This window comes from Reinekea blandensis MED297 (genome assembly GCF_000153185.1).
GTDB lineage: Bacteria > Pseudomonadota > Gammaproteobacteria > Pseudomonadales > Natronospirillaceae > Reinekea > Reinekea blandensis.
Genome location: NZ_CH724150.1, coordinates 1 through 25464, shown reverse-complemented (window position 1 = coordinate 25464; position 25464 = coordinate 1). Strand labels below are relative to the sequence as shown.

Below are 25464 nucleotides of genomic sequence, written 5' to 3'. Positions count from 1 at the left end.
AACCGAACCGATCCCCCGGCCCGGGTAAGCAATTAAAAAAACAGCCCGGTTTCCAATTGGGCCTCTTCGGACATTTTATCCCGAGTCCAGGGAGGGTCAAAGACCAGCTCAACGTGCACGTCGGTAACGTTTGGCACCATGGCAACGCGATAACGAACATCGTCAACCAGCACCGGCCCCATACCGCATCCAGGGGCCGTTAACGTCATCTTAATTGATACAACCGAGCCGGAAATGGATACGTCATATACCAATCCAAGCGCTACGATACTGACGGGAATTTCCGGGTCGAAAATGGTGTCCAGCGCCTGCCAAACCTGATGTTCAAGAACAGCGTCGCCATCCGGCTCGTCAAACGAGAGCTGCAATGGTTCCATACCCAGCGCATCGGCATCGGTGCCATCGATTCTGGCCATATTTCCTTGGTAAACGACGGTATAGTTACCGCCTAATGACTGGGTTAAGGTGACAAAGGTGTCTGCCGGAATCGACATTGGCGTACCCACAGGGACTAGCCGCGCTTCCACATCACGGGTTGTCACGACGACGCGTCGCTCCATCAATCGTTCTCCACTACGAAACTTTCGCCACAACCACACTCAGCAGTTACATTCGGATTGTTAAACTTAATCAGCTCATTCAACCCATCTTTTTTAAAGTCGATCTCAGTACCCTGAATAATCGCCCGTGCATCATCGGCCACAAACAACGTCAGGTCATCACGAACCGGGACCGTGACATCGCCTGGTGAAGCTTCGTCCACGAGTTCGACCCGATACATGTATCCGGAACAGCCGCTTTCTTCCAAAAAAAGGCGCACGGATGAAAGGCCGGCGGTTTGCAGCTGTTTTTGAAAATGGCGAACCGCAGCATCCGTCATCGTTACGTTAAGATCACTCAATGCGCTTTGCGGATCAAACGAGTTCACAGTCATAGTGTCACCTCAGACGTTTACCTGATGTTCTGCTGATCAGTACAGAAACATCTTAACTTTTTCCAGAGCCGTGAACAGAGCGTCCACATCCTCTTTCGTGTTGTACAGTGCAAAGCTGGCTCGAACCGTCCCGGGAACACCATAGCGATCCATAATCGGCATTGCACAATGATTTCCAGTCCGAACGGCGACACCCTGCTGGTCAAGCAACGTGCCGACATCGTTCGGGTGTGTGCCTTCGAGGACGAAACTGATCACACCGGCACGGTGGTCGGATTGCCCGATAAGTCGCAATCCTTCAACCGCTTTTGCGCGCTCAACCGCATATGCCAATACCGATTCTTCATGGGCTTGAATGTCAGCACGTTCAAATTGCGACAGGTACCGGATGGCCGCCGCCAAACCAATCACACCGGCAATATTGGGGGTGCCGGGTTCAAATTTATAGGGCAACCGATTGTAAGTTGTTTTTTCGAACGCCACGGTTTCGATCATTTCACCTCCACCCATGAATGGCGTCATGCCCTGCAGTAGGGATTGGCGACCATAGAGCACACCGATCCCCGTTGGCCCATAGAGCTTATGACCGGAAAACACATAAAAATCGCAATCAAGCGCCTGCACGTCTACCGCCCAATGCGCCACGGCTTGAGCGCCATCAATGAGGACTCGAGCCCCGACGGAATGAGCCTTACGAATCACCTCTTCAATCGGGTTAACGGTTCCCAGCGCATTCGACACATGCGCCATGCTGACAAACTTTACCCGCTCGTCCAACAACGCATCAAACGCGGTCATGTCGACGTCACCCAGTTCAGTCACAGGTACCGGAACCAGCTCGGCACCGGTGCGTTGGCACACCATCTGCCACGGAACGATATTCGCATGATGCTCCATGTGACTGACCAGAACCCGGTCACCAGCCGACAGGTTTTCCAACCCCCAGCTAAAGGCGACCAGATTGACGCCTTCGGTTGTACCTTTGGTCCAGATGATTTCCTCAGTCAACGAGGCGTTGATAAACTCACGCACCGTTTCCCGAGCCTGTTCAAACTGACCGGTCGCGCGATCACTGAGCGTATGCGCGCCACGATGAACATTTGAGTTGTCATGGCGGTAATAGTCCGCAATGGCATTAATAACCATCTCAGGCTTCTGAGTAGTTGCTCCATTGTCCAAATACACCAACGGCTTGTCATTTACCTGCTGATGCAAAATCGGAAAATCCTGACGGATTTTTTGAATGTCCAACGTCATAGCAGGTGTCTCGTCAGTTCAGATCGCTGATGCGCAAACAGCGTCGCCAACAGAGGACGCAACAGATTTTGTACGGCTTCATCCTGCAGACTGTCGAGCAACTCATTGATAAATCCGAAGCTCAGCATCACCTCAGCTTCCGCCCGGCTGATGCCGCGTGCCTGAAAATAAAACAGCTGTGTATCGTCCAATCGCGCGATAGTCGCACCGTGCGCGCACTTCACATCATCGGCATAAATTTCCAGTTCCGGCTTAGTGTCGATTTCAGCCTGGTCACTCAATAGCAGGTTTCGGTTATTCATCTCCGCCAAAGACTTCTGCGCATCTTTGTGAATATGAATGCGACCGTTAAACACGGCCTTGGCCGAATCACTGATAATGCCCCGGAAAATCTCTTCGGAGGTGCAATGAGGCACTTCATGTTCAATGCAGGTGTGATAATCGATAATTTCAGCGCCTTTGGGCAGATAGACGCCGTTCAACCGAAGCTCCGCCCCTTCACCACAATGACGCACCCGAATGTCTTTTCGCTTTAACACCCCACCGATACCCACATGGAATGAGTCTAGATAGGCGCTTCGTTGTAACTCAGCGGTTACCCGGCCTATATGGTGCGCATCGCCTTCTTCCAGCATCAGATGGTAATGCGTCATCCGAGCGTTATCCGCCAGCGTGATCGCCGTGTTTGCATTAACCAGGCAACGCCCTTGCTCACCAGCGCTGAACGTTTCAACGACGGTAACTTGTGCGCCCACGCCAAGATTAATCCAGATCTGACTACTGCTTAAAACATCGTCGCCGTCGGTGACATAGTTCAGGTGCAACGCTTGTTGTACTTGGGTATTAGGGTCGACGTTCAGCCAATACGCATCTTGTATGAACGCCTGATTAGCGGTATCAAACAAAAAGTCGTTCCGTGAGGCTTCCAATGCAGCCAGAAAACGCTCGGCCTGCTCCTGGTTACATTCACTCAGACGAACTAACGATACCCCTGTTGGCAGGTCGCCTGGGTTTTGCAGTTCGCCATTAACGATGTTGAGCCGGATAGCATTCCAGTCGTCAAACCGGATGCCATCAGCCACGCTCGTTTTCGGCTCAGGCAACGACCAATCTATACCCGTCAACGACTTCAGCGGCGTATATTTCCAGTGCTCAGTTTTCCGAGTCGGCCAGGGCGTCTCACGAAACCGATCCAAGCCAGCCTGCTGCCATTGTTGCAACCATTGCGGGCGAGACCAGGCTTCCTGTTTCGAGACAGCCTTAGCAATGTTCATTGCATCAGACACTTAAGCACTCTCCCCGGCTATCCAGCGATAACCGTCCTTTTCCAGTTCCAGTGCTAACTCTTTGCCACCAGACTTCACAATTTTGCCATCAGCAAGGACGTGCACGTAATCCGGCACAATGTAATCGAGCAAGCGCTGATAATGGGTGACAACGATGAACGAACGCTCTGGACTGCGTAACGCATTCACGCCATCGGCAACGACCTGAAGGGCGTCAATATCCAAACCGGAGTCCGTTTCATCTAAAATGCACAACGTCGGTTCCAACAGCATCATTTGCAGCAACTCGTTGCGCTTCTTTTCACCGCCGGAAAAACCTTCATTAACACCGCGCTTCAAGAAGTCTGCAGGCAAGTTCACGGCTTTACACTTTTCCCGCGCCAGCTTAATAAAATCGACCGAGCTGTATGGCTCTTGCCCGTTCGCCTCACGCACCGCATCAACAGAAGCCTTCAAAAACTCCATGTTCGACACACCGGGAATTTCCACCGGGTACTGGAATGCCAGAAACAACCCTTTGCGAGCGCGCTCTTCCGCATCCAGATCAAGCAGCGCCTCATTATTAAACTGAACGCTTCCGCCGGTGACGCTGTAGCCCTCTCGGCCAGCCAGCACATTACCCAACGTACTTTTACCAGCTCCGTTAGGACCCATAATGGCGTGTACCTCGCCTGGCTTAATATCAAGCGATAAGCCTTTGAGGATGCTTTTTTCCTCGACGTTAGCGTGTAAATCTTTAATGCTTAGCATGTGCAGATGAACCTTTTGTTCAATTCCTGATTCGTTTAACCGGTGCGACCTGATATCAGCCGACCGCACCCTCTAAGGAAACCTCAAGCAGCTTCCCGGCTTCGACTGCAAACTCCATTGGCAGCTCTTTAAACACCTCTTTGCAGAAACCGTTCACAATCATTGAAACTGCCTTTTCCGGGTCAATCCCCCGCTGCTGACAGAGAAACATCTGATCATCACTGACTTTTGAGGTCGTGGCTTCATGCTCAACAACGGCACTCGGGTTTTTGCTTTCGATATATGGGAAGGTATGAGCACCACTCTGATCTCCGATCAGCAATGAGTCGCATTGGGTGAAGTTGCGCGCGCCGGAAGCACCCGGGTTCATCCTGACCAGTCCGCGATAGGTGTTTTCGCTTTTCATGGCACTGATCCCTTTGGAGATGATGGTTGAGCGCGTATTCTTCCCCAGATGAATCATCTTTGTGCCGGTATCAGCTTGCTGGTGATTACTGGTCAATGCGACCGAGTAAAATTCACCAATGCTGTCGTCCCCTTTTAAAATGCAAGACGGATACTTCCAGGTTACCGCAGATCCGGTTTCGACCTGAGTCCAACTGATTTTTGACCGGGTGTGCGCAATGCCACGCTTGGTCACAAAATTATAGATACCGCCTTTGCCTTCAGCATCGCCCGGATACCAGTTCTGAACAGTGGAATATTTAATTTCAGCGTCGTCCAAAGCCACCAGTTCGACGACCGCCGCATGCAACTGGTTTTCATCACGCATTGGCGCTGTACAGCCTTCCAGATAGCTGACGTGACTGCTTTCATCAGCGATGATCAGAGTGCGTTCGAACTGCCCGGTTTTCGCCTCGTTAATCCGAAAATAAGTCGACAACTCCATAGGACAACGAACGCCTTTCGGAATGTAAACAAAGGAACCATCCGAGAACACAGCAGAGTTTAAGGCCGCATAATAATTATCGCGCTGAGGGACTACGGAACCCAGATACTTCTTAACCAGCTCCGGGTATTCGTGAACCGCTTCGGAGATCGGGCAGAAAATAACGCCGGCGTCTTTCAGCTTTTGGCGAAAGGTGGTGCCAACCGATACAGAGTCAAAAACCATGTCGACGGCCACACCGGCGAGCACTTCCTGTTCATGCACCGGAATACCGAGTTTTTCATAAGTCGCCAACAACTCAGGGTCCACCTCATCAAGCGACTTGGGACGATTCTCCTCCATGCTTTTTGGCGAGGAGTAATAGGACAGCGCCTGAAAATCCGGCTTTGGATAAGTCACGTGAGCCCAATCAGGTTCTTCCATCTGCTCCCACGCGCGATAGGCTTTGAGACGCCATTCCAGCAGCCATTCCGGCTCCTGTTTTTTGGCAGAGATGAGACGGATAACGTCTTCATTCAAGCCCGGTGGGATGGTGGCTGATTCCACATTCGTGGTAAAGCCGGCTTCGTACTCCGACTTAATGTACTGTTTGACTTCTTCACTCATTGGTTTAACCCCGTTGCTGTTCCGGTGCGCTTCGCAAACCGGTCACAGCCTCTGTAAAACTACTGATTGCGCGTTCAATATCGTCTTCTGTGGTATATCGACCCAGACTGATACGCAATGAACTGTGTGCATCCTGATCACTGAGCCCCATAGACTTCAGTACAAAAGAGGGTTCAACCGTGGCCGAAGTGCAGGCTGAACCACTGGAAATGGCCAGGTTACGGACAGCCATCATCAAGGCTTCTCCGTCAACATGATGAAAACAAACATTCAGATGACTGGGGGAGCGATGTGTCGGATCGCCATTCAGGCTGACTTCGCCAATACGCTCTAAACCCAGCCAGAGATGATCACGCAATCTGCCAATACGTGTCGTTTCTTCGTCAAAGTTCTGACCAACCAATCGAGCCGCTTCGCCCATACCAACTAACTGGTGGGCGGCTAATGTACCGGAGCGCATGCCCCGTTCGTGGCCTCCACCGTGAATCTGCGCTTTAAGCTGCAGCGGACTGCGTCGACGTACATAGAGCGCGCCAACACCTTTTGGCCCATAAAACTTATGGGCAGACAACGACACCAGTGTCGCCTGCCAATCATTGATATCCACATGGATTTTGCCGATTGCCTGCGCGGCATCGACATGAAAATAGACATTCCGCTCCGCGCACAACGCACCAACCTCGGCGACCGGATGACAGACGCCGGTCTCGTTATTAACCGCCATTAAGCTGACCAGACGGGTTTTCTCGGTCATCGCATCGGCGACTTGTGCCCGGGTGATACGACCATCACGCCCCGGCTGCAAAATGGTAACCAAATAACCTTTACTTTTCAGGTAAGCCACCGGGTCAAGGACCGCCTTATGTTCAGTAGCGCCGGTGATAATGTGGCAATCCTCAGGGGCATAATTTTCAGCCACGCCCTTAATGGCCAGATTATTCGATTCAGTAGCACCACTGGTCCAGACGATTTCTCTGCTGTCTGCCCCGATCAAATCAGCAACATCATTACGCGCTTCTTCAGCCGCCTCTTCAGCCAACCAACCGAGCATGTGAGACCGCGACGCTGGGTTTCCGTAGTCGCCATCCACCGTCAGGTAGTCAGCCATTTTTTTAGCGACCTGCCGATCAACCGGTGTTGTCGCTGCATAATCCAGATAAATAGGACGCATATCGGGTTCAGATAACCTGTTTGGTTTCGATGGTTAAATTCGGGTCTTGGTTCATTTCTGCCAGTTGTCGATTCTGACGGTCATTAACCGAGCGTATTTCACTGCGATCAACCAGATCCTGCAAACTGATGTCTTCGAGAAAATCATGGATCTGTTCACTGAGGTCCTGCCACAAATGATGAGTCAGGCAAATCTCACCCCCCTGACACCCCGACTTACCCTGGCATTTCGTTGCATCCATCGACTCAGACACCGCATCGACCACGGCCGCAACGCTGATTGCTGATCGCTCATCGCCAAGACGATAGCCGCCTCCCGGGCCCCGAACTGAAGACACCAGCCCCTGCTTACGCAGCTTGGAAAACAGCTGTTCCAGATACGACAGAGAAATTCCCTGACGATGCGATATATCCGCCAGATTGATGGGGCCACTCTGTTCATTCAATGCTAAATCCAGCATTGCAGTGACCGCGTATCGCCCTTTTGTGGTCAGTTTCATACCCAGATGCCCGGAGTTTCCCGTGAATTGACGGCGATTATAAATACCTGAGCAAAACAGTCAACTATATACCTGAGCAGAGTGTAGGGTTTTTATTCACAGTCCCCAAACGCAAAAAGCCCCGGCATTATCCGGGGCTTGTTCATTGAGTCAACCGGGTATCACCTAGATGGCTTCATGATCCGGCTGATGGGCTTTCGCTGACTGACTGGCGAACAACCGACCAACCCGCTTGCCGAAGCTGTCGACATAGGTCAACACCACCGGCACCACAATCAGCGTCAACAGCGTGGAGCTGATCAACCCGCCAATAACAGCATGCGCCATCGGAGCGTTTTCTCCGGACCCACCGTGAAGGTTAAGGGCCATCGGTAACATACCGAAGATCATGGCCAATGTTGTCATGATAATCGGGCGGAAACGGGTCTGCCCGGCCACGACGAGAGCGTCGAACAGGTGCATACCCCGCTCTCTCTGCTGCTGATTGGCATTATCCACCAACAAAATGGCGTTCTTAACCACCAAGCCCATCAACATGATAAATCCGATCATCGAATACATGTTCAACGTGCTGCCACCAACCAACAGACCGAGCATGACACCGATGACCGCCATGGGTAGTGCGACCATGATCGCCAGCGGCTGCAGGAAACTGCCAAACTGGGAGGCCAGAACCAGGTAGATGAAAATCACCGCCAGCAACAATGCATTACCTGCTGCTGCAGCGGTTTCCGCCAACTGTTCGGAGTCCGCGCCCATCTGAACCCGGTAGCCAACCGGCAGGTCCAGTTGATCAATGACCGTCTGCAGTTGCGACATCACCGGTCTTAAGCCGACACCGTCCAGGTTTGCCGAGACACTGACCTGACGATCGAGATCCACCCGATCAATCTGGGAAGGCCCGAATGACTCAACAATATCTGCGACCTGATCAAGACGCACGGTCGCCGCACTGCCGGTCACGCCGGACTGACTGATCGGAAGCTGTCGAAGCTGCTCGACCGTTGCCCGCGAGTCAGCATCCAGCCGGACATTGACATTAAAGGTTTCGCCATCAGCACTGGTCCATTCGGCAACATTCTCGCCACTGACCATGGGCCGAACCGCGGCTGCAATCTGCATCATCGAGACGCCAAGTTCATTTGCAGCGTCCGAGTTCACTTCGATCCCGATCACCGGCGTGGCGGCTTCATAGCTGGACTCAATGTCCGTCAACCCGTCAATATCAGACATCTCCGACATCAGCACCTGAGCCAGACGGTTGAGCGTCCGGAAATCTTCACCATAAAGATTCAGCTGCACCGGCTTGGATATCTGACCAACGCCGTCGGCCTGACCAATGTTGTACTCAATACCCGGTATGCGTTGCAGATCATCCCGGATTTCACTGACAAACTCCTGTGTGCTGAGTGGTCGGTTTTGCGGCGAGACCAAAGACACGACCATGGTCGCCGTATTCTGCGCCCCGCTGTTAACCCCCTGGCCACCACCAACGGTTGAGTAGGTACTGACCACTTCCGGATACTCGCGCATCAACGCATCGACCTGGCGTGCTTTTGTCAGGGTATAGTCCAGCGCTGAACCTTCCGGGGTCTCCAGGCTGATCTGAAACTCACTGTTATCGACGGCCGGTACAAACTCCGCGCCGATTCTGGGCACCAACGCCAGACAACCCACCAGCGACAGCAGCGCAATCATCAAGGTAGTTTTACGATGACGCAGACACCACTTGAGCAGGTTTTGATAAACACCCGATAACCAAACGAAGAAACGATCGAATCGTTCTACCTGACGGCCAAGGAAGCCACGCTTAGCATTCTCAGCAGCCGACGGGTCATACCAGACGCTCGACAACATCGGGTCCAGTGTGAAGGCCACAAACAGGGATATCAGCACTGCTACCGAGACGGTGACGCCAAACTGCAGGAAAAAACGACCGATTATGCCTTCCATAAAGGCGACCGGCAGGAATACCGCCACAATGGACAAGGTAGTGGCCAGTACCGCCAGCCCGATCTCATTAGTACCATCAAACGCGGCCTGAATGTGGCCTTTACCCATTTGCAGGTGCCGCATAATGTTTTCACGCACTACGATCGCATCGTCGATGAGCAGACCTACCGCCAATGACAAAGCCATTAACGACATCATGTTCAGGGTAAAGCCCAGTGCGTAAAGCGCGATCATGGTACCGATGATTGAAATCGGCAACGTCAGACCGGTAATGACGGTTGATCGCCAGGAGTTCAAAAACAGGAAGACAATCAGCACGGTCAGCATCGCCCCTTCGATCAGCATATTAATGACCGAATCAAACGAATGCTGAACTTCACGCGCCATGTTTCTGACCACATCGATCTGAACATGATCAGGCAGCTCTTGCGCCATCAGCTTGTCGATCTCAGCTTGAATGTCGTCGACGACACCCACGGTGTTAGCGCCCTGCACTTTAATAATATCGACCGCTAATGCCGACTGACCATTCAGCAGTGCGGCACTTGCCGGCTCCGCTTCGCCATCGGCCAGAGTCGCTACATCTCGCACGAACACTGGTTGCCCACCCTGATAGGCCACAATCACATCCAGAAACTCTTCCGGATGGGCGAACTCACCATTGATCTGCAAGGTCTGCTTAGAATAGCTGTCCGTTAATGCACCGGCTGGCAGGTTCTGATTCACCTGAGACAGTGCATTAATCACCTGACCCATGCTGACGTTGTAGGCAATGAGACGCTCAGGAACGACGTTAAGATTGTACTGACGCGGAATGCCGCCAACGGCTGTTGCGCTGCCGACACCCTGAATAATCGAAAGGCGCTTAACAATGACGTCTTCTGTCAACTGTGTCAGTTCTCGCGTTGAGAGTTCATCTGAACTTACCGCTAATGACAGCACCGGAAACTGGTTCGGGTCGAAACGCAGAATCATCGGATCGTTTGCGCCATCCGGCAACGCTCCGGACAGCGTGGAGATGCGATCACGAACGTCCTGAACAGCGACATCCGACTGCACATCCATATCAAATAACAGGATGACCATAGCCTGATTGGCCTGGGCGATAGACTGGATTGAATCGATACCGGAAATGGTATTCACCGAGTTTTCAATCGGCTCAATCACCCCATTTTCCACCGCCTCCGGAGATGCACCCGGATAGGATACGACAACGGCGACAACCGGCAGGTCAACATTGGGAATGCTTTCAATCGGTAAGCGCTGGTAGGAGTAAAGACCAATGACCAGGATGGCCACCATGATCATGGTGGCGAATACCGGTTGTTTAATACTGATTCGGGTCAGAAACATCTCAACCTCCGATCAATGAAATGGTATCGCCGTCGCTGAGCCCATCCAGCGGTAACCGTACAATGACGTCACCGGAGTTCAGACCGGACACCACTTCCCGAACCTGACCGCTTTGCCAGACAGCCCCAAGCTCAACCGGCTGTCGGATCACCTGATCGTCGCTCACCGTTAACACATAAGGCTGTTCTGATTGCGCGTCGTGTATGGCATTTACCGGCACACCGATCCGGTCATCGACCTGAGCCAAGGTCAGCTCCGCACGGGCAAAAACGCCGGCACGAAGCGCGCCATCGCTGTTATCTAATGAGATGAACACCGGAATGGTTTGCGTCCCCTGAGAAACCACTGGGCTGATACGCTCAACCTGACCATTAAAGACGCGCTCATGGCCGTCAACAAAGACCTGGACTTTCATTCCCGGCTGCAAGGCCGGTGCCTTCGCCGCAGGTAAGCTGGCCTGCATTTCCAACCGGTTCAGACTGACAATCTCAAACATCGGGGTTCCTGCTGAGACAAACTGTCCAGAGTCCACATTGCGCGCAGAGACTTCGCCCGATATCGGTGAGTTAACCACCGCGTCGCTGAGTTGCTGCTCGACCAACTTAAGCTGCCCTTGCTGGGCTTTTAGGTTCGCCTGCATCGCTTTCACACTGCTTTGTTGCTGTTCTAACTGCGTTGTCGGAGCGATGCCTTTGGCAACCAGGTCATCGGTTCGCCGTAACTGGCTTTCAGCCAGCTCAAGGTTAGCCTGAGTCGCTTCAATGCTGCTGATTTGTTGATTGCGCTGCAGCTCCAGCGTCGTGGTATCCATCCGAACCAGTTCACTGCCTCGAGTCACGGAATCACCGATACGAACATTCACCTGAAGCAAGGGAGCAGACACCAGTGAAGGTACCTGCTCCTTTACGACGGGCTGCAACGTACCGGTTAAGCGCACGGTTTCACGCAACGTCTGTTCGGTTACTGTCAGCAGCTCATTGGCCGATACGTACTTTGACGATGCTCGGGTTTCCACCGGCGTCGACGCCTCCGGCAATGTTGGTGGCGTCTGCATAGCCCGGACGCCCAGGAACAATCCGATCCCGATGACGGTCCCGATAGCAATAAAAAGAGGAGCCTTTGAACGCTTTTCTCCCCGTTCACGACGCAGGTCAGCCTTCGTCTTAGCCCAATCCGGTTTACCAGGGGCCTGTTCTGCATTACTCATATCGTTCCTCAAATTCTTAAAGTCGCTCATTAACCTGATTTACTTGCGAAGTTTGTTGGCAATGTCACCTAAGACTTCTGCACTGATCCGATAAAACTCTTCCAGCCGCTCAACCCGCTCGATGATGACGGAATCCTCACCCTCCAGTTGTTCACGGGCCTCAGCAATCTGCCCCGCCATATCCAACATATCCTTTCGGATCAGGTCGTACATCTGGTCGTAAGGGGACGAGACGAGCTCGTAGTAATCCTGACGATCTCCCGGGGAGGATGTCAGTCGGATCAACCCTTTTTCTTTTAGATGCCGGGCATTGGTGCTGACACTTGCCTTACTAACCTGTAGCCGATCAGCCATTTGCTGGAGGGAAAGTCCCTTCTTCTCCATCAAAAGCAGCCCAAAAAGTCGGCCATGAATGCGAGATTGACCATCGTGTTGATGGATTCTTCCCATGAGTTCAATAAAGTTTTCCCGACTGTCTGACATGCGCAATCCATTCATAATGTAATTATTGTTCAATACATATTGAACGATAAAAATAAAAAATCCAGCGACCGCCTAAAAGTCATGACTAATGGCCAATCCGGATCAGATTAAGAAAAGCCGGAACAGAGTGGTTCCGGCCAGAGGGGGTTGAAAAGGTTAACGCAGCAGCAGTAACGGCTTCTGCGTATTGCTCAGCATTTTGACGGTAAAACTGCCGAACACCATTTCACGAAGACGATTGTGGCTGAAAGCACCCATGACGGTGAGATCGATATCCTGATCCTGCTGGTACCGACACAGCATTTCAGAAGGTTCACCGGTCAACACCTTTGTTTGTACCTGCCGGTTCGCCGCTTCCAGTTCGGCTTTCGCCTCTGCAACCAGGGCTTCACCTTGTTCGGCCTCTTTGGCCACGTGAACGACATGTACGGGGATCTGCTCAAACAACGGACTGGTTTTGACCATCTCAAGCGCTTTGCGGCAACAGCTGCTGCCATCGTAGGCCAGCATCGCCGTTTGAGGCTTGGAAAACTCACTGTTGACGACAAAAATTGGTCGCTGCACAGCTCGCACCAGGGATTCCAGATGAGTACCGATGTGCGATTGATCGTTATCGTCGTGTGCTTCTCCGCGAATGCCCATCACGACGACACGCGCTTCAGACTCCAGCTCAATTAACGACTCGACCAGCGTTCCGTGTCTCTGCACGGTCACAGGATGCTCAATGCCAGCTTCCAGAGCCCGGCCTTTAACGGCTTCGAGCATCTGACGACCTTTCTGGATCTCCAGCCGATTTCGCTGTTGTTCCAACTCGGTAAGTTCCGATAACAGGTGCTCCTGCGCGCCCAGTCCGATTGCGCCGGTCAAATCGGCAACCGCCGCGCCAGTAGTATGCTCAATCGCATGCAACGCTTTAAATGGCGATGCCAACACCTGACTGAGCCATACGGAATAGTCACACACCGCCGATGAATACTTTGAACCATCGATGCAGGCTATGGTCCAGACTCGCTGGTTGTTATTGTTGTTCTCTTGCTCTGCCATTAATGGCCTCCCAGTACTTTTTCAATCTCTTCGGGCTTATCGTGCTTACCAAATCGGTCCACAATGGTCTCGCTGGCGTCATTAAGACCCACAACGTTGACATCGGTACCCTCGCGCCGGAATTTTATGACGACTTTATCCAACGCTTCAACGGCGGTAATGTCCCAGAAATGTGCCCGGGACAGGTCAATATCGACACGACTGAGCGCTTCTTTGAAATCAAAAGCCGCCGTGAACTTATCCGCTGAATTAAAAAAGACCTGACCGACAACCCGGTATTGACGAACATCGGCATCATCGTCTTTTTCTGACTCAACGTACATGAAGTGACTGATTTTGTTGGCAAAAAACAAAGCCGCCAACAACACCCCGGCAAAAACACCATAGGCCAGGTTATGTGTCCAGACCACCACGACCACGGTGACTATCATGACCAGATTTGTCGACAATGGGTATTGTTTCAGGTCACGGATACTGGCCCAATTGAACGTACCGATCGAGACCATGATCATGACGGCGACCAGAGCTGCCATTGGAATCTGAGCCACCCAATCGCTCAGAAACACAACCATGATCAACAGAACCGCACCGGCGATAAAGGTCGACAAGCGCCCGCGACCACCGGATTTCACGTTTATAACCGACTGACCGATCATGGCACAACCGGCCATACCGCCCATCAGGCCGGCACCGATGTTGGCGATACCCTGCCCCTTACATTCCCGGTTTTTATCACTCGGGGTATCGGTGAGATCGTCAACAATGGTCGCGGTCATCAAGGATTCAAGCAGACCCACAACCGCCAGCGGTGCGGCGTACGGTAAGATAATCTTCAAGGTCTCCAGGTTGAATGGAACCTCTGGCCACAGGAAAACAGGCAACGTATCCGGCAATTCGCCCATATCACCAACGGTCCGGATATCCAGACCCAAAACCATGGAAACGGCGGTCAACAATAAAATACAGACCAGAGGCGAAGGAATGGTTTTGTTGAGCAACGGGAACAGATAAATAATGCCCAACCCAGCGGCGGTCATGGCGTAAACAACCCACGTCACATCGGTGAGCTCCGGTAACTGAGCCATAAAGATCAGTATCGCCAGCGCATTAACGAAGCCGGTGACGACAGAACGTGAGACAAAACGCATCAGCTCGCCGAGCTTCAGATAACCGGCAATCAACTGCAGGACACCGGTCAGTAAGGTGGCAGCCAGGAGATACTCCAGACCATGGTTTTTCACCAGCGTCACCATTAATAACGCCATGGCCCCGGTCGCAGCAGAAATCATACCGGGCCTTCCGCCGACAAACGCGATAATCACCGCAATGCAGAAGGAGGCATAAAGCCCTACTTTAGGGTCGACACCGGCAATAATGGAAAAGGCAATCGCCTCGGGAATCAGAGCCAGCGCGACCACCAGCCCGGCCAAGACATCCCCGCGCACATTACCCAACCAATCGGCTTTTTTCTGAGCCAGAATCATTTATAAAACCCTCATTTTCCGTGCAACAGCACACGCCAACCAAAAAGCGCGCGAGCATACACACTGCTTACGGACAATTCAATTGCGCTGGCGAATGGATGAGATTTGAACAATTTTGAGCAGGAATCATTGACTGGATGGTCAAATCATTGTCATAGTCTTTTGTTACAAGCATCACACAGATGATGCCGGCAGCCGTATCGTCGATCATAACTGGAGCAGTCGATCCTGCCCTACGAGAGTACAGGGTCAGTCCATTGGAAGGTAACTACAACTGAGGGAATCTCAAATGTCCAAGTATCACCTATTGGTGGCCGGACTGACGCTCGCCGTCAGCCAGGCGTCCGCCGATATCCTGTTTTCCGAATACATCGAAGGCTCAAGCAACAACAAAGCTATCGAACTGTTAAACACCGGATCAAGCGCTGTTGATCTGTCTACCATCACCATTGAACTCTACAGCAACGGCAATCTGACCGTTCAGAATCAACAAACCCTGTCGGGATCTCTGCCAGCCGGAGAGGTATACGTCATCGCCAACAGCGGCGCTGCCGGTGACATCCTGGCTGTCGCTGACATCACGTCATCGGTCACATATTTCAATGGCAATGATGTTCTGCTGCTTCGTCAAAACGGTCAGGTTGTTGATCGACTGGGCGAACTCGGCAATGACGAATACTGGGGTGGCGAAGTCACGCTGGTCCGTCATGACGACATCGTCAGCGGCGACCCGGCCTTTGACTCACCGTTTGATCCGTCGACCGAATGGACAGCTTATGATCGCGACACCTTTACCTATCTTGGTAATGGCGATTCGGACGGGGGTGACGATCCGACCCCACCTACCGACCTCACTTGTCTGAACCCTGCAACGCTGATCTCAAGCGTTCAAGGCTCCGGCAGCAGTTCAGACATGGAAGGCCAAGCGGTCATCGTTGAAGGTATTGTCGTCGCAGATCTGCAGGACAACAGTCAGATGAGCGGCTTCTTCCTGCAGGAAGAAGATTCCGATGCAGACAACAACCCGATGACGTCTGAAGGCATCTTCGTCTACCACACCGATGATGACGTCAATGTCGGCGACCAGGTTCGTTTGCTCGGTACCGTCGATGAATACTACAGCCTGACTCAGATTAATCAGGTGCAGGACCTTGTCATCTGTAATCAGGGCGTTGCATTGCCGACCGCAGCACCCGCCAATCTTCCGCTTGGTGAAGGTGAAAGCTTTGAAGCCGTCGAAGGTATGCACATCCACTTCGCCGACACACTCACCGTCAATGAGGTCTACAATCTCGGTCGTTATGGCGAGTTTATGGTCGCGGACGGACGGCGTGCGATTCCAACCGACGTCGCGGCACCGGGTCCTGAAGCCGATGCGGTGCGGGCCGCCAATGACCGCAATGTTCTGATCGTCGAAGACGGCATCCGTTACCAAAACCCAGATCCGATGCCTTTCCCTGCGCCGGGATTGTCAGCAGACAATACTTTGCGGGTGGGTTATGAACTGACCGGACTGACCGGGGTCGTAAACTATGCGTATGGCGCCTATAAGCTGATTCCAACCGTTACGCCCGTTTTTGAGCCCGCTAATCCACGCACAGAAGCACCTGAAGCTGTAGCTGAGAGTGAGTTACGTGTCGCCAGTTTCAATGTTCTGAACTTCTTCAATGGCGACGGCCAGGGCGGTGACTTCCCAACACCTCGTGGTGCCAATGACGTTTACGAACTGGAAAGACAGACTGCCAAGCTGGTTTCAGCCATCACCGCCATTAATGCCGACGTGATCGGGCTCATGGAAATCGAAAACGATGGTTTTGGTGAGCTCAGCGCCATTGCCGAACTGACTGCGGCGATCAATGCGGAACTGCCCGTCGAAGACGCTTACCAGTACGTCATTCCCAATGTGGATCTGATCGGTGACGATGACATCGCCGTAGGCATGCTCTATCGCCCATCGGTGGTTTCACCGGTCGGTCAGGCGACCATTCTCGACTCTCAATCGTCACCATTGGACGATCAGGGTGAACCGCTGTTCATTGACGATCTGAATCGCCCTGCACTGGCACAAAGCGTCCAGCTGACTAACAGCGATACAGTGATGACTGTTGTCGTTAACCACTTCAAATCGAAGGGTAACAGCAACTGCGACGACTATAGCGACTGCGATCAGGGACAGGGTGCCTACAACGTGGCACGAACCAAAGCAGCCCAGGCGTTGGCACAGTGGCTCGCTTCCGGCCCGACCGGTGTCGAAACCGACCACGTCATGATCCTTGGCGATCTGAATGCCTACAGTCAGGAAGATCCGCTGACCACTCTGATGGAGAACGGTTATCAGCGTCTGCAAACTGAAGACGGTTATACTTATGTGTACAGCGGTGAAACCGGAACACTGGATCACGCTCTGGCAACCGGACCGCTAAGCAGCAATGTCGTCGGAGTTCAGCAGTGGCACATCAATACCGATGAGCCACGCGTTTTGGACTACAACACGGAGTACAAAACCGAATCGCAGATCCTAGGCTTCTATGCGCCAGACGCCTATCGCTCTTCTGATCACGATCCGGTGATCGTCGACTTTGCCTTCAACCAGGCTCCTGTCGCTCGCATCGGGTCGTTCCCATTGCTGTTTTGGTATGTATTTTACAGTAACAGCTATGACCCGGATGGTTACCTGACCTATCAGGAATGGACCGTTGATGATGATCGCTACGTATCACCATGGCTGTTCATACCGCGCTGGGAAATCCGTCGCGGCGACATCAGCTCCATTACGCTGACTGTCGAAGATGATCAGGGTGCAACGGACAGTACGACTCAGCATTTTAAGCGCGGTCGTCGATAAGTCGTAAATAGCACTGCCGTCCGATCTTCCGGACGAGTTACCGACGGTTGAACTGTTCAGCCGTCGGCTTTTCTTTCTCACTACAGGGCACCTCGGCTTGTCATAATTATTTCACTCTCGTTTCATGCCGCTGTCACAAGACAACCCTACTTTCAAGGGCATATCCAGCTCATTGAGTGAGACCCGTCATGCAGAAACGTAAGGTTCGTTCCCTGTTTTTATCCGACATCCATTTGGCTAATCCCAACAGTCAGGTTCGCCGGCTCAGTGAGTTTCTCGATCACATTGAAGCCGATCATATTTTTCTGCTTGGGGACATTGTCGATCTCTGGAAACTCAGCAATCGTAAAGGCCGTTGGTACAAAGCCCATGAAGCTGTACTGCAAAAAATCATTCAGCGAGCAAACACCGGTACCCGTGTTGTCTATGTGCCAGGCAACCATGATCCGTTTTTCCGACACTTCAGTGGCCGAGCCCTGGGCCCGGTTGAGGTTCATCACGAACACCTCCACACGCTGGCGAATGGCGATACCTTTTTGTTAATGCACGGTGACCGGTTTGACGACGAGTTACACGTCGGCGCCTTATTGCACAATATTGCCGATACCCTGTACGAGAGCATCGTGGCGGCCAATCGTCATTTAAATCAGGTACGGAGCTGGCTCGGAAAACCTTACTGGTCACTCTCCGTCGCCCTGAAGATGACCAGCAAGAAAGCCCGCGCTTACATTGAAGCCTTTGAGCATCTTGCTGTGGACTATGCTCGGCAACAGGGTGCTAAGGGTGTTATTTGCGGACACATCCATCAGGCTAAACTGACGACGGTAGACGGCATCGTCTATGCAAACGACGGCGACTGGGTCGAATCTTGCACTGCGTTAATCGAAACACAGGATGGTCAACTGGAAATCCTGAATGCTCAAGGGGAAACCCAGACAACGGTTGACGAAGTGGAGGCATCAGCAGCCCCCGTACTGATTCGAAACAGTGCATCGTCATAAAAATGAGTGATCAGTCGGAAAGGAGATGACGATCTGATCACAGTCTAAACAACTGCCACTGGCGCATCGCCACACACTGTCCAAAATAGGCCTACCTGTCTGATGGAGAGACTGATATGGCTTGGATGCTAACGGTGTTAACGACGGTCTTTGTAGTGTATTTAATCGGGTTCTGGTCGACCCGAAGTTTTCCAACTCTGCGCCCCTACCGATTCAATCAAAGCTCGGATGTTCAATTACCCGAGGCACGTCAAACCACACTGCATACGACCTTTGCCTCACGTAATGGACTGAATGCTGTGGTCGCTTCAGCCCTGTCAGAAGCCGATCGTATTGAAGCACTGCTGGCCTGGGCTCATGCGCTCTGGACGCCACTGCCGGGTCGGCACGCGAACAGCACGAACCCTCAGACCATTGTCAGTCGGGCTCTGAACGGGGAGCGTTTCTCACGCTCGGACTTCAATACCGTACTAGCACATGCCATGATGGCCGTCGGCATCCCTACCCGTCTGGTCACACTCAAAACCCGTGACTGCACCTGGCGACCTTTGGCCAGCCATTATACGGGTATTGAGTACTTCGATCAGGATCACTTCAAGTGGGTTTGGCTCGATGGCAGCCTCGGTGTGCGACTGCTGGATGATTTCCTGCCACTGAATGCCTTGGAGATTAAGAATGCGCTGCTTGATCAGAAACTGCTGATAACGTCGCCGGACCGAGCGAATGTTGATGTCGATGACTATCTGGAAGGGTTGAGCCCCTATCTCGACATCGTGGTTGCCCAACCTATTGGCCAAAGCCGGCACTATGCGCTCATACCACCACAACTGAAATTGCACCGTCGCAAATGGTTTATCGGTGCACGTCAGTATGACGTCAGCTGTTATTCGGCTCAGGCTTTTTACGCAAGTCATCCGGTCCATCAACTGACGCACCCGGAACGCACGCGAGCCATTCCGATACAACGGGTTCGCACGGTTTCCGGGCAGCCGGTCAGCCTGGCAAACAGATCAAGCTGAGTTCTGTTGATCGGACTCCTCAATCGGAGCGAAATCCTCTTCTTTTAATTCGGGGATATCGAGCGATTTAAAGGTTTTATCAATCTTCTGCAGGGCACCGCACATGCGTTCCATGCGCTGATCCTGAGCGTTAACATGATCGAGCAGAGCTTTAATGGCGTGAGCGGTAACGTCTGGCATTTCCGCCACACCATAGGCGTCGAACCCCATCTTCTTCGCCAGTTCCTGTTGCTGATCACTGAAGGGTAAAACCCGTTCACCATTCTGTCGCACAACTCGACCCGGAATACCAACCACAGTAGCGCCTTCCGGTACTTCTTTGGTGACCACCGCATTAGAACCGACACGAGCATTTTTACCCACCGTAAACGGTCCCAGAACCTTGGCCCCGGCACCGACAATGACGCCATCTTCCAGCGTTGGATGTCGTTTGCCTTTTTTCCAGCTGGTTCCGCCCAACGTCACGCCCTGATAAATCGTGACATCATCGCCGATTTCTGCGGTTTCACCGATCACAACGCCCATACCATGATCGATAAAAAACCGACGACCGATGGTCGCGCCAGGATGAATTTCGATGCCGGTCAGCCACCGCGAGATCTGCGACACCCAACGCGCCAGAACTTTCAGGTTCCAGCGCCAAAGACGATGTGACAACCGATGGGTAATCACTGCATGCAGCCCCGGGTAGTTCAACAGTACTTCAAACCAGGTTCGTGCAGCCGGGTCGCGATCGAATACGCTGCGAATGTCTTCTTTGATGCCTGCGAACATATCAGGGTTTCCTCAGGTGCTTCTGCACATGGCTGAGCATACCCCGCAGGATATTTGCCTCAACCTCGTCCGGTTGAGCCTTTGCCATGAGCCGACGTATTTTACTCATCAGTGTACGCGGGTTAGTGGGGTCGAGAAAGTCGATATCAACCAGAACCCGCTCCCAGTGTGCAAACAGGCTCTCCATTGCCCCGGCGGTTGCCGGCGGCTGATCCCATTCCACGCCCCACAGGGGTGTCTCTTCTCCGGTTGACAGCACAGCCGACATGCGCAGCTCATAACAGAGGACCTGCACCGCAGCAGCCACATTGAGAGAACTGTAATCCGGGTTCGCCGGGATATTCACGTGGCAATGACAGCGAGCCAGTTCATCATTGGTCAACCCGCTGCGCTCACGCCCGAGAACCAGAGCAACGCGTGTGTTATCTGGTAAAGCCAATGCCTGTTCCGCCATTTGCCGGGGGTGTACCAGTGGCCAGGGTAAGTTCCGTGACCGGGCTGAGGCACCGACGACAAACCCACAGTCTGCAACAGCTTCTTCCAGAGTTTCCACCACGACAGCCTGCTCAAGGATATCGGTGGCGCCGGAGGCCATCGCAATCGCGTCGTCACTGGGGAAAGTTTTCGGCGCTACCAATACCAGATTATGAAATCCCATGGTTTTCATTGCCCGAGCGGCCGAACCAATGTTTCCGGAATGAGAAGTATGGACTAAGACAACTTTGGTCTGAGCGATGTCGTCAGGTAAAACGTAGTTTTCGAACAATGATCTGGCCTTTTCAAGTCACGGGCAATGGCGGCATTTTACGTGCACCGGGTCGACAGTACCAATCCTGCGTGGGACATCCGTATTCTGTTCGGCGAACTGAACAGAAATTAACCTTTCTTTCTGTGACGTCTTTCGTGTATCATCCGCGCCCGATCGGAATCCAGCCCTACTGCCGTGATTCCTGCAAACCTCGCCAACAGCTGCGTGGTTGAAGTGTTGTTTAACAAGTCCCTGTGGACATACGTTCCTGTGATCCGGCGCGCCGGATCTGTGTGATATTCCTGTGTGAGAGAAACCATGCAACCAATTCTGACCATTGCCCTACGTGCGGCACAAAGTGCGGCCGACAAACTGAATTACACCGTCACCAATATCGCCCAGCTGACTGCTGAAGGAGCGTCCCGCAAGGACGTGTTTGACAAAGCGATTGAAGATGCCGCCTGGCGCGCTCGCAAAACCATTCGTACCGCACATACCCGCCACCACATTGATTCCGTACAAATCGGCATGGACGAAAGCCGCGAATGGGACGGTCAGTCCAGTTGGATGATCGATGTCGCTGTGGGTGAAACCAACCTGCGTAACGGCTATCCAATATTTTTGGTGAACGTTTCACTGTACACCAAAGGCAAGATCGACTGTGCGGTTGTCGTCAATCCCATGACTGAAGAGTTTCTGACTGCATCTAAAGGCCGCGGCGTCCAGCTTGGCACTCGTCGGGTTCGCACCGAATACACACCATTGACCCATGCTGTCGCCGGCGTCGAAAGTACCGAAACCGAAGTTGTCACCCATTGGCTGGAAAAAGCCGGCGGCCTGCGTATGACCGGCTGCTCCCTGCAGGCATTTGTTGACCTCGCGGCTGGTCGGGTTAATATCGCCGTTGCTGACGAACTGTCTGAATCCGATATGCACACCGCCATGCTGATTGCACAGGAAAGTGGCGCTCTGACCGGAGATCTGAACGCTCGTCCGGTTAAAATTTCTCAGGGTGCGCTACTGGCAGCACCACCAAAACTGTTCAAACAATTACTTAGTCGTTAAGGACACTCGATGCGCCCGATTCAGATATTTGCCGGCGAACATGCCCTGTCTCACATCAAGCGACATGGCCTGAAACCGACGGATATCCGAGTCATTATGGGCGCATCAGGCGGCCCTAAGTGGTTTGTACTCAGCCACCTGGACAGATACCTGGTACAACATTGGCTTCCGGAAGCGACCCATCAGGTCGATCTGATCGGCAGCTCGATCGGCGCCTGGCGAATGTCGGCTTATGCCGGTGCAGACCCGTTGAAAGCGATCGAACACCTGGAAGATCATTATCTGAACCAACGCTACGATGGTAAGCCCACGGTTCGGGAAGTCTCTCAGTCAGTACACGACGTGCTTGATGGTTTCATGCGCCTGGACGACATTGAGCATCATGCTCAACGCAAACTGCACATCGTGTCCGCGCGTTCAAAAGGACCGTCTGCACTTGAACAGAAACATATGCAAACCGCCGTGTTCACCGCCGTTGCAACCGGAAACCTAATATCCCGACACTCGTTACCACTGTGGTTTGACCGCACCATCTTTCATTCAGACGGTGGTCAACTCCCCGTTGCAAACTGGGATAGGTTCCGAACTCATCAGGTGACGTTAACCCGCGAGAACTATCGCGATGCACTGCTGTCGAGCGGTGCGATACCTGTTGTCATTGAAGGGGTGCGCTCGCCTGCCGGAGCACCCTCAGGGTTATACCGAGACGGCGGCATGGTCGACTATCACTTCGACCTGCCTATAAAACCGGACAATGGTTTGGTGCTGTACCCGCACTTTATGCCTATGTTGAAGCCTGGCTGGTTTGACAAACCGCTCTCCTGGCGCAAAGTTTCGGCGGATCATTATTCTCACACCGTGGTGGTGACCCCCAGCCGCGAGTTTGTCGACGCGCTGCCCTATCATAAAATCCCGGACCGGAAGGATTTTGAAAAACTGGATAACGACACGCGTATCCGCTACTGGCGCACCGTCATTGATCGCAACCAGGCCATTGCCGATGCGTTTCACGATTGGACCAGTCAGGGCGCTCCGATCGATGACGTCGAGCCGATAACGGCCATCGCACGATAACCATTCAGATTCCATTCAGTCACCGTGGTGCATAGTAATCCCATACAAGGAGATTGCTATGAACACTTTGACTGAACGCCGCTCATCCCTGACTCGCCTTTTCGCGTCACCCGTTGTGATTGCGACGACACTTGTTCTGTCGGGTTGCTACGTTGACATCAGTCATGAGCTGGAGGCCGGAGGCGACACGGACAGTCACACTTACGCAGAGCTCGACGACTATTCCACGCGCTTTCTGGTTGACGCGGCCATTGTACCCGTTGCGCTCTCAACCGAAAGTGGCGGCATGGTCAGCGACCCGGATCAATACACCACTCCGCAAAACCGAATTGCGACACGGGCTGTGATCATTGAAACCACCTACGCCTATTTGTTTGAAGACCGCGCCTGCGATCTGGGTGGCGTCACCGAAACCGAAGCCCAGGCCGATACCACCAGCTACAGCGATGGCTACACCTATGTTGACCTGTGGTTAAACGCCTCGGCATACCAGTGCGAAACGGTTTCACAGGGCACCGTTCATCGCATCAACAGTGATCTGTCTTACGATGTAACAGGATGGTATGACGACTGGGGACACCAGATCAGTTCGCTGGATGCCGATCTCAACGGTTGGGTCAATGTTCACTTTAACGGTCGTTTTATCGAACATAAGAATCTCACCATGCAGACCTACAGTGTGAATGGTGACGATCTGGCCAGCCGGGGATCATCCCGAATCGAACTGGACGATGGCTACCGAGCCATGACCGCCTATTTTCAAACAGAAACCGACGTACATCTGCGACTCGGTGAAACCTTACCGCATGCCGGTACCGTTGAGTTCCGAAACTCAAGAGGCTGGGTTGAACTGACGTTTGAATCAGATGGTGTCTGGCGCCGGGACAGCTTGGGTCGAGACCGTTTCATTTATTGGTCAACCCTTTATTGAGCGAAACGTTACTGACAAACGCAAAAAGCCCGGAACCAGTCCGGGCTTTATAACCTGCTTACGTCCAGGGGTAATGCTGGGCTTTTTATCGCCCGTTTCGAGGTCCAGCCAATCCCAGAAACTAATCAGTGATTGACCGGTTACCTCAAACCTTAAAGCGCGTTTAACGGAACCTTGATATATGACGTTCCGTTGTCCTCTTTCGGAGGCATCTCACCTGCGCGCATATTCACCTGTACCGATGGCAAAATCAATACAGGCATATCCAGAGTGGCATCACGCTCGCTGCGCATCTGCACAAACTCATCGACGCTCACGCCTTCATTGACATGAATGTTGCGTTCGCGCTCTTCTTTTACGGTCGTCAGGTACTGGTAGTCGCGACCATTCGGACCGTAGTCATGACACATGTACAGTTTAGTCGAATCCGGAAGACTCAGGATACGTTTTACAGAATTAAACAATACGGTTGCATCTCCACCTGGGAAATCGCAACGCGCGGTTCCCTGATCGGGCATAAAGATCGTGTCGCCAACAAAGGCGTGTTCTTCATCGATCACATAGGTTGAACAGGCTGGCGTATGTCCGGGTGTATGCATCACATAACCGTTCAGCTCACCGACCTGGAAGGTATCACCTTCGTCAAACTGAATGTCAAACTGAGAACCATCGGTTTTAAACGTGTCTTCCGCATTAAAAATGGACTTAAACACCTTCTGTACCGTACCTATTTGTTTGCCGATGCCGGTCTTGCCGCCCAGGTGAGATTTCAGATAAGGGGCAGCAGACAGGTGATCTGCATGGACATGAGTTTCCAGGATCCACTCAACTTTCAGATCCTCAGCTTTAACGTAGGCAATCACCTCATCTGCCGACGCCGTCGACGTACGGCCGGACTTCGGATCGTAATCGAGGACAGAATCGATAATTGCGGTGGCTTTGGTCGCCGGATCAGTCACGACATGCGTGTATGTGAAAGTTGCCGGGTCAAAGAAGGTTTTAACCTGTGCTGTTGAAGCCATAATTTTCTCTCCGTTTCCGATACTTAATTTATATTAGCATCTTCTAATTTAGATTTGCCTAGCATATAA

General features: G+C 52.6%; 22 protein-coding genes. 6 read left to right on the top strand and 16 right to left on the bottom strand.

Features of this window, described 5'->3' with window-relative positions; genetic code table 11:
• Positions 1–32 precede the first annotated feature (32 nt).
• The 13 genes from sufT to MED297_RS05450 all read right to left on the bottom strand — a co-directional run bounded on the left by sufT (position 33) and on the right by MED297_RS05450 (position 14916).
• On the bottom strand, positions 33–560 hold the full coding sequence (sufT, locus tag MED297_RS05510) for a putative Fe-S cluster assembly protein SufT (protein WP_008043061.1): 528 nt from the start codon (positions 558–560) through the stop codon (positions 33–35).
• Complete coding sequence (locus MED297_RS05505) at positions 560–934, bottom strand: HesB/IscA family protein (RefSeq protein ID WP_008043060.1); 375 nt, start codon at positions 932–934, stop codon at positions 560–562. The genes sufT and MED297_RS05505 overlap by 1 nt, the downstream gene beginning before the upstream one ends.
• Before the next feature lie 36 nt (positions 935–970).
• Positions 971–2191, bottom strand: a complete 1221-nt coding sequence (locus MED297_RS05500) for an aminotransferase class V-fold PLP-dependent enzyme (RefSeq protein WP_008043059.1) — start codon at positions 2189–2191, stop codon at positions 971–973.
• Positions 2188–3477: a Fe-S cluster assembly protein SufD gene (sufD, locus tag MED297_RS05495; RefSeq protein WP_008043058.1), complete on the bottom strand. Its 1290-nt coding sequence runs from the start codon at positions 3475–3477 to the stop codon at positions 2188–2190. The genes MED297_RS05500 and sufD overlap by 4 nt, the downstream gene beginning before the upstream one ends.
• On the bottom strand, positions 3478–4227 hold the full coding sequence (gene sufC, locus MED297_RS05490; RefSeq protein ID WP_008043057.1) for a Fe-S cluster assembly ATPase SufC: 750 nt from the start codon (positions 4225–4227) through the stop codon (positions 3478–3480).
• Positions 4228–4282: 55 nt separating this feature from the next.
• On the bottom strand, positions 4283–5722 hold the full coding sequence (gene sufB / locus MED297_RS05485; protein WP_008043056.1) for a Fe-S cluster assembly protein SufB: 1440 nt from the start codon (positions 5720–5722) through the stop codon (positions 4283–4285).
• A gap of 4 nt (positions 5723–5726) precedes the next feature.
• The gene (locus MED297_RS05480) at positions 5727–6893 is read right to left on the bottom strand and encodes an aminotransferase class V-fold PLP-dependent enzyme (RefSeq protein ID WP_008043055.1); all 1167 of its coding nucleotides are present in this window, start codon (positions 6891–6893) and stop codon (positions 5727–5729) included.
• A gap of 7 nt (positions 6894–6900) precedes the next feature.
• The gene (iscR, locus tag MED297_RS05475) at positions 6901–7392 is read right to left on the bottom strand and encodes a Fe-S cluster assembly transcriptional regulator IscR (protein ID WP_040556684.1); all 492 of its coding nucleotides are present in this window, start codon (positions 7390–7392) and stop codon (positions 6901–6903) included.
• 165 nt (positions 7393–7557) lie between these two features.
• Positions 7558–10698 carry an efflux RND transporter permease subunit gene (locus MED297_RS05470; RefSeq protein ID WP_008043053.1) on the bottom strand — a complete coding sequence of 1047 codons (3141 nt, stop codon included), beginning with the start codon at positions 10696–10698 and terminating at the stop codon, positions 7558–7560.
• Between the two features lies 1 nt (position 10699).
• Positions 10700–11905 (bottom strand): efflux RND transporter periplasmic adaptor subunit, encoded by a 1206-nt coding sequence (locus MED297_RS05465; protein WP_008043052.1) that lies wholly within the window; start codon positions 11903–11905, stop codon positions 10700–10702.
• 39 nt (positions 11906–11944) lie between these two features.
• Positions 11945–12388: a GbsR/MarR family transcriptional regulator gene (locus MED297_RS21080; protein WP_050762877.1), complete on the bottom strand. Its 444-nt coding sequence runs from the start codon at positions 12386–12388 to the stop codon at positions 11945–11947.
• Between the two features lie 156 nt (positions 12389–12544).
• Positions 12545–13432 carry a universal stress protein gene (locus MED297_RS05455; RefSeq protein WP_008043050.1) on the bottom strand — a complete coding sequence of 296 codons (888 nt, stop codon included), beginning with the start codon at positions 13430–13432 and terminating at the stop codon, positions 12545–12547.
• Positions 13432–14916: a SulP family inorganic anion transporter gene (locus MED297_RS05450; RefSeq protein WP_008043049.1), complete on the bottom strand. Its 1485-nt coding sequence runs from the start codon at positions 14914–14916 to the stop codon at positions 13432–13434. The genes MED297_RS05455 and MED297_RS05450 overlap by 1 nt, the downstream gene beginning before the upstream one ends.
• Before the next feature lie 289 nt (positions 14917–15205).
• Here MED297_RS05450 and MED297_RS05445 point away from each other — a divergent pair, with 289 nt between their 5' ends.
• The 3 genes from MED297_RS05445 (at position 15206) to MED297_RS05435 (ending at position 19781) form a co-directional block, all read left to right on the top strand.
• Positions 15206–17761 (top strand): ExeM/NucH family extracellular endonuclease, encoded by a 2556-nt coding sequence (locus tag MED297_RS05445; protein ID WP_008043048.1) that lies wholly within the window; start codon positions 15206–15208, stop codon positions 17759–17761.
• 188 nt (positions 17762–17949) lie between these two features.
• Positions 17950–18762 carry a UDP-2,3-diacylglucosamine diphosphatase gene (locus MED297_RS05440; RefSeq protein ID WP_008043047.1) on the top strand — a complete coding sequence of 271 codons (813 nt, stop codon included), beginning with the start codon at positions 17950–17952 and terminating at the stop codon, positions 18760–18762.
• Between the two features lie 116 nt (positions 18763–18878).
• Positions 18879–19781, top strand: a complete 903-nt coding sequence (locus MED297_RS05435) for a hypothetical protein (protein ID WP_008043046.1) — start codon at positions 18879–18881, stop codon at positions 19779–19781.
• On the opposite strand, the gene cysE is transcribed toward MED297_RS05435, so the two are convergent.
• On the bottom strand, positions 19773–20555 hold the full coding sequence (gene cysE, locus MED297_RS05430; RefSeq protein WP_008043045.1) for a serine O-acetyltransferase: 783 nt from the start codon (positions 20553–20555) through the stop codon (positions 19773–19775). The genes MED297_RS05435 and cysE overlap by 9 nt on opposite strands.
• 1 nt (position 20556) lies before the next feature.
• Positions 20557–21321 carry an RNA methyltransferase gene (locus tag MED297_RS05425; protein ID WP_008043044.1) on the bottom strand — a complete coding sequence of 255 codons (765 nt, stop codon included), beginning with the start codon at positions 21319–21321 and terminating at the stop codon, positions 20557–20559.
• A gap of 300 nt (positions 21322–21621) precedes the next feature.
• Between MED297_RS05425 and MED297_RS05415 the strand changes: the two genes are divergently transcribed.
• Genes MED297_RS05415 through MED297_RS05405 form a run of 3 tightly spaced genes read left to right on the top strand, consistent with a single transcriptional unit; the run spans position 21622 to position 24373 of the window.
• Positions 21622–22368, top strand: a complete 747-nt coding sequence (locus MED297_RS05415) for an inositol monophosphatase family protein (protein ID WP_008043043.1) — start codon at positions 21622–21624, stop codon at positions 22366–22368.
• A gap of 9 nt (positions 22369–22377) precedes the next feature.
• Positions 22378–23442 (top strand): hypothetical protein, encoded by a 1065-nt coding sequence (locus MED297_RS05410; RefSeq protein ID WP_008043042.1) that lies wholly within the window; start codon positions 22378–22380, stop codon positions 23440–23442.
• 58 nt (positions 23443–23500) lie between these two features.
• Positions 23501–24373 (top strand): hypothetical protein, encoded by an 873-nt coding sequence (locus MED297_RS05405; RefSeq protein ID WP_008043041.1) that lies wholly within the window; start codon positions 23501–23503, stop codon positions 24371–24373.
• Between the two features lie 152 nt (positions 24374–24525).
• On the opposite strand, the gene MED297_RS05400 is transcribed toward MED297_RS05405, so the two are convergent.
• On the bottom strand, positions 24526–25395 hold the full coding sequence (locus MED297_RS05400) for an MBL fold metallo-hydrolase (RefSeq protein WP_008043040.1): 870 nt from the start codon (positions 25393–25395) through the stop codon (positions 24526–24528).
• Positions 25396–25464: the final 69 nt, after the last annotated feature.